Origin of the sequence: Halococcus thailandensis JCM 13552, assembly GCF_000336715.1 — an archaeon.
Lineage (GTDB): Archaea > Halobacteriota > Halobacteria > Halobacteriales > Halococcaceae > Halococcus > Halococcus thailandensis.
The window spans coordinates 1-4,710 of the sequence record NZ_AOMF01000055.1; the positions used below are offsets into that span (position 1 = coordinate 1).

6 protein-coding genes and 1 rRNA gene are annotated in these 4,710 nt (G+C 52.5%); 3 read left to right on the forward strand and 4 right to left on the reverse strand.

What is annotated here, in order from left to right; genetic code table 11:
- A 16S ribosomal RNA gene (locus C451_RS02545) occupies positions 1–253 on the reverse strand; the annotation flags it as partial.
- A 446-nt stretch (positions 254–699) separates the two neighbouring features.
- On the opposite strand from C451_RS02545, the gene C451_RS24495 reads away from it, so the two are divergent.
- On the forward strand, positions 700–852 hold the full coding sequence (locus C451_RS24495) for a DUF7563 family protein (protein ID WP_007737342.1): 153 nt from the start codon (positions 700–702) through the stop codon (positions 850–852).
- 187 nt (positions 853–1,039) lie between these two features.
- Here C451_RS24495 and C451_RS23980 read toward each other — a convergent pair whose 3' ends face one another.
- Positions 1,040–1,372, reverse strand: coding sequence for an SHOCT domain-containing protein (locus C451_RS23980; RefSeq protein ID WP_080503443.1), 333 nt, complete (start codon positions 1,370–1,372; stop codon positions 1,040–1,042).
- Between the two features lie 11 nt (positions 1,373–1,383).
- Between C451_RS23980 and C451_RS02550 the strand changes: the two genes are divergently transcribed.
- Positions 1,384–2,676 carry an IS701 family transposase gene (locus tag C451_RS02550; protein ID WP_049912739.1) on the forward strand — a complete coding sequence of 431 codons (1,293 nt, stop codon included), beginning with the start codon at positions 1,384–1,386 and terminating at the stop codon, positions 2,674–2,676.
- A gap of 476 nt (positions 2,677–3,152) precedes the next feature.
- A complete protein-coding gene (locus C451_RS24500; protein ID WP_449271494.1) occupies positions 3,153–3,308 on the forward strand; it encodes a DUF7563 family protein in 156 nt (51 codons plus the stop codon).
- A 174-nt stretch (positions 3,309–3,482) separates the two neighbouring features.
- Here C451_RS24500 and C451_RS02555 read toward each other — a convergent pair whose 3' ends face one another.
- The gene (locus C451_RS02555; protein WP_049912741.1) at positions 3,483–4,016 is read right to left on the reverse strand and encodes a hypothetical protein; all 534 of its coding nucleotides are present in this window, start codon (positions 4,014–4,016) and stop codon (positions 3,483–3,485) included.
- Positions 4,013–4,543 carry a DUF7437 domain-containing protein gene (locus tag C451_RS02560; protein ID WP_049912743.1) on the reverse strand — a complete coding sequence of 177 codons (531 nt, stop codon included), beginning with the start codon at positions 4,541–4,543 and terminating at the stop codon, positions 4,013–4,015. The genes C451_RS02555 and C451_RS02560 overlap by 4 nt, the downstream gene beginning before the upstream one ends.
- Positions 4,544–4,710: the final 167 nt, after the last annotated feature.

Genomic DNA, 4,710 nt, shown 5'->3' on the forward strand with positions numbered 1-4,710 from the left:
GATTATCGGCACGGTGGGCCGTTACCCCACCGTCTACCTAATCGGCCGCAGTCACGTCCTCCGGCGGCGGACCGTTTCCGACTTTCTGTATTCCAACATGAAAGCAGTATCTGGGATTGGCCTCAGTTTCCCGAGGGTATCCCGGTCCAGAGGGTAGTTTGACCACGTGTTACGGAGCTATTTGCTACGGGTCTAAACCCGTACAACTAGCATGGCTGAATCGGACCCCGNACACAAGGGTGTGTTCACCTATCGGGTTCGCGTTCGTGACACCGCGGACCGAACCGGGTGTCACCGAACTATCAGGGCTAACGTCAGATTCCATCTTGACGGCGGACCGCAGGGGCGGAATCCTCACTTCTTTCGGACCTCATCGTATACCAGTGGAACGAATAAACTCTTCGAAGCAGCGTCGGTAAGCAAGTGGGTAGCAAACCGGTCCAAGCTGACATTTTTAATGTTGGTACGCTCCAAATTCCTATATGTCACATATGCAATTGAAGATAAATCAGTTTAGGTACGAAAAGTCATTCAAACGATTGACGATCGCTTCCAGCACCTTTTCAGCATTATCTTGAATTTCCGACTCCCACCATAACCACCAATTCGAACCCATCGAAAACTGCGTCTCGAACGTTCCTCACGAAGTGAACTACAAATGACGATAGAATGAAGTTCCGAGGGTCGGCGGACTCTACTATGCCTGAGTGTCTGAACTGTGGCGGATCGATCACCAAGCAGTATGTCCGTGTATTCGCCCCAAACGGGATGGATACAGTGCGTGTCTGTCCGAACTGCCCTGGCATGGTTCGGGAGGGAAATAGCGTACGCGAGAAGAAGACATCTCAATAGTATTGACCAACTACCTCAGCAGCGGCCGAACAATAAACCTAGAATGGCGAACTGGATTCTACGATTCCAACAGGGTGGGTTACATATATGGAACCGGGGTTGCTGACAGTCTGTCAGTGATCATGTGCCTGCTGACAGGGTTCAACTGCCGGACGACAGGCTGACTATCGTAGATATAAGAGTTCAATTACTCCCTAATTGCCTCTCGGTCCTCGCTTTGCCAGTTGGCCGCATCTTCGGGGGTGTCGGTTTCTAAGAGCGTCTCAACCTTACTTTCAAATTGCTCCTCAGTGAGTTCGCCGCGTGCATAGCGATCACGCAACGTATCGAGTTCATCGGTTTGACTTTCGGAGTTCTTGCTGTTCGTGCTCTTCTCACGTTCCCGTAATCTTTCCTGAACTTCGTTTGTGTTGGTATTCTCGTCACCAAACTCGGCTTGGCAACTTTTCCCTACGCTCGCTGACTGGTCAGCGAGCAGTAGGCAGTGACATCGAACAGTGGTTCCCAGAGGAGATCTGATGCTCGTCTACTGTGCTCGGCGTTACTCGTCTTCCGCCATGGTTTGAGCAAGCCTTCGCAGCATTCGAACAAGTCTTCTCTGACAGCCGCAACGCTGATTCGTTCAAACACCTCGTGAGCACGCTGATTCTCGGTGAAGCGCAGTGGACGGTCAGTGGCCTCGCCCGCGGGATTTCGCGTCCCGACGCGGACGCGAAATCCCGCAGAGCATACGATTACTTCTTCGGCGGTGCTGACTGGTCGCCTACCAATCTCGCCCACTACCACGCTGAGTACGTCTTCGACCAACTCCAAGTTGGTGCCGGCGACGACGTGCTCCTCCACATCGACGATACGTTCATTCCGAAAACCGGCGACGCCACCGATGGCGTCGCCCGGTTGTACAATCCTGTTGCCGGAGAGACGGAGCTAGGCAACAAGATCGTCACTTCCAGCCTCCAGGTCGGGGACGTCTATGTTCCCTACCGTGCGCGGATGTACGTTCCAGAGGATCTTGCGTCGGATTTCGACGAGCCGTTCAAGAAAAAGACCGAGATCGCCGTCGAAGAGATCGTGACGCCGCTCCAGCTGCCGGCTGGAGCGGCTCTCACAGTCGTTTTCGACGCCGCGTACTACGGTGACGAGAGAATCGCTGCAATCCAAAATCAAGGTCATGACGTCGTTTGTCGGCTGAAATCCGACAAACACGTCTCTCCACAGAGCGTCGTCTGGACCCAACGCGTCGACGCCTTCGCGGCGACGCTGGAGTACGAACCGACGACGATCACAGTTCGTGGGAAGGAGAAAACCTACGACGTCGCAAGCGAGATCGTCGAAATTGAAGGCGTCGGTCCGATGAAGATCGTTGCGAGCAAGACGGACGACACAACTCAGCACTACTTGAGTACGGATCTCGGCCGGTCGGCGGCCGAGATCCTCGAACTCGTCGAACACAGGTGGAACATCGAGACGGTTCACGAGGAATCGAACGCGAAGTTCGGTTTCAAGCAGTACCAGCTGGAAGGAAAACAGGCGATTGAGTGCTACATCCAGCTGGTGTTTCTCGCCTGGACGCTCGTAACGTTCGCTGAACGGGCGAACGTGGCGTTTTGGGACGAACGAGGCGGACTGAGCGTCCGCCTTGATCACGCCAAGGAAGCGTATCTCGTTGAGACGTTGCTCGAAATCACCGACGAGGTTTCCCCGTCGCTCCCGCGAGCGGAGCGACGGGAGCAACTGCATGAACTGGTACGTGAGTTCTCGTGGTCCTCTTTGGCGATTTTGTTTGTTCCAGCTGCCAAAATATATACTCCAGAAAATAATTAGTGTGGTTTCTATCGATGGTTAGTTCGTAAACCCAGCTACGATGAAACGAATGTGAAATTTATGGTGATTTTAGCCACAGTTTGCTGAGTCAAACGATCTTGCCAAGCCGAGTATATCGATCTACAAATACAGAATGAATCATCCAGTCAATCCTGAGCAGTAACGGTCTTTGTGCTGCACTCTCGCCGAGAATGGATGGACAGGCACGGACCACAGGACCAAACCGGGCTCTAGTGATGATGCCGGCGGACGCTCTTCTGTTGTAACTACCTTATGTACAGATAGAAAGAGTCGGACTCTCCGAAAGTTACACAAGGCATAGCCACAACCCAAGAAGTCAGGATCCGTTCCCAGAACGTGTACTCTCAAAGTCAATGGCCCATTCAGGTTCTTTCAGCAGTTCAAACGTTCATCCGTAGAACAGGTTTCGAAGAGAGGACGATAGAATGAAGTTCCGTGGGTTGACGGATTCTACTATGCCAGATTGTCTAAATTGTGGTGGATTCGTCACCGAGCAGTACGTTCGTGTGTTCGCTCCGACCGGAATGGACACTGTGCGAGTCTGCCCGAACTGTCCTGGAATGGTGCGAGAGGGGAGTGAGGTTCGCGAAGCGAAATCATCTCGCCAGTAGCTCCTGATCGCTCACCCCATCTATAGGTATTAGCACTGGTTTTCGGAGTACTCATACCACTGTCTGTTAAATTGATATCATTCAGATACACCCGCTACCTCCACTCTACCGATTACTCCCGAGCCACAGTCTGGTCCCTATTGAATGATTTCGGTGATTCGGGTGAAACTACGGTCATGGTTCACTGAAACAGTTCGCGGTGATCGTCTCTAAACAGTCGGTACTAACGTACTGATACTCGATCTGGTCGTGAAATCCGTGCTCGGGGAGAAGAGCTTCGGCAGCCTCACCAGCCGGCTTATCGGTGGTCAGCAGGACAACTGTACTTGCGGTTTCAGTGTCGAGGACCTGGGCAGCGAGGCCAAGGAGGGCCGTGTCGGCTTTCTCGATGCTGTCTTCAGATCGATCGGTTTCGTTGGCGATGAATCGTCTTGCTCCATCCATCACTGTTGCGACGACAGGGGTGGTATAATCAAGTTCGTCGGCTACAACCACCCACCCTTCCTTGATGGCATTCGGATAGGGAATATCACTTGATGGATACTCGTCAGCATCCGGATCGCCGCCTAACTCTTCGTAGACACGCTGAGGTATCAGTAGTGGTACACCCGCCTGTTGAACCGCGCGACGTAGTCGCTGAAATTTATTATTATCTGGACCACCACATCGGACGAAAACACCGGTATCGGCGATGTAGGCAGTCCTCATTCGATTGCATATTCGCGAGCAATCGGTTCGAGCGCCTGGAGGATGATTTCTGCTTCAAGCGGCGAGAGATCGAGTTCGCGGGCTGCTATCCGATGGTTCACTGTCCCATCAACATACTCTTGGGCGTAGTTGAGTGCAACAGCTAAACCATCAACCCCATGCCGATCAATATACATATCGATGTCGTCGTTCTCAGTACGACGAGCAACGGCAGCAATAAGGGCTGACGTGATGGTTTGTGTTTCACCATCGGTTGTAAGCGTGAGTGAGACGGGATCTGCGTTGTAATTGTACGGTCGCTGTGTCTGCGTTTTTTCCACGAACTCCGCTGCTTCGAGTTTCTGTACATAATCATACGCAGTGCCTTGAGGGAAGTCGAGATCGGCAACAATATTGGAGACAGTCACTGGGCCCTCTCGAAGGATATAGGCGTAGATACGGGCGAGTGCCGGCGTCTCTAAGAGATCGGCTATCGTCTGAAGTTGTTGTATTGGTGGTTGAGTTGACCACGCAGGTGACTTCGCCATCTCATTCATGAGTTATGGATAATTCGTAATAACGCTTGCGGAGATGCACCTCCTCATCAAACAAAATCTAATCGAGAGTCGCTCTTGTGTAGCGTAGCGGAACCGAGTCACGGAGATTACGGCATCCCGCCGACAGCAGTCGTACATGACCAATGAACGCGCTGCTC

Coding starts and splice junctions, on each gene's coding strand:
- C451_RS24495 (WP_007737342.1), top strand. CDS start 700: ATGCCTGAGTGTCTGAACTGTGGCGGATCGATCACCAAGCAGTATGTC.
- C451_RS24500 (WP_449271494.1), top strand. CDS start 3,153: ATGCCAGATTGTCTAAATTGTGGTGGATTCGTCACCGAGCAGTACGTT.
- C451_RS02555 (WP_049912741.1), bottom strand. CDS start 4,016: ATGAGGACTGCCTACATCGCCGATACCGGTGTTTTCGTCCGATGTGGT.
- C451_RS02560 (WP_049912743.1), bottom strand. CDS start 4,543: ATGGCGAAGTCACCTGCGTGGTCAACTCAACCACCAATACAACAACTT.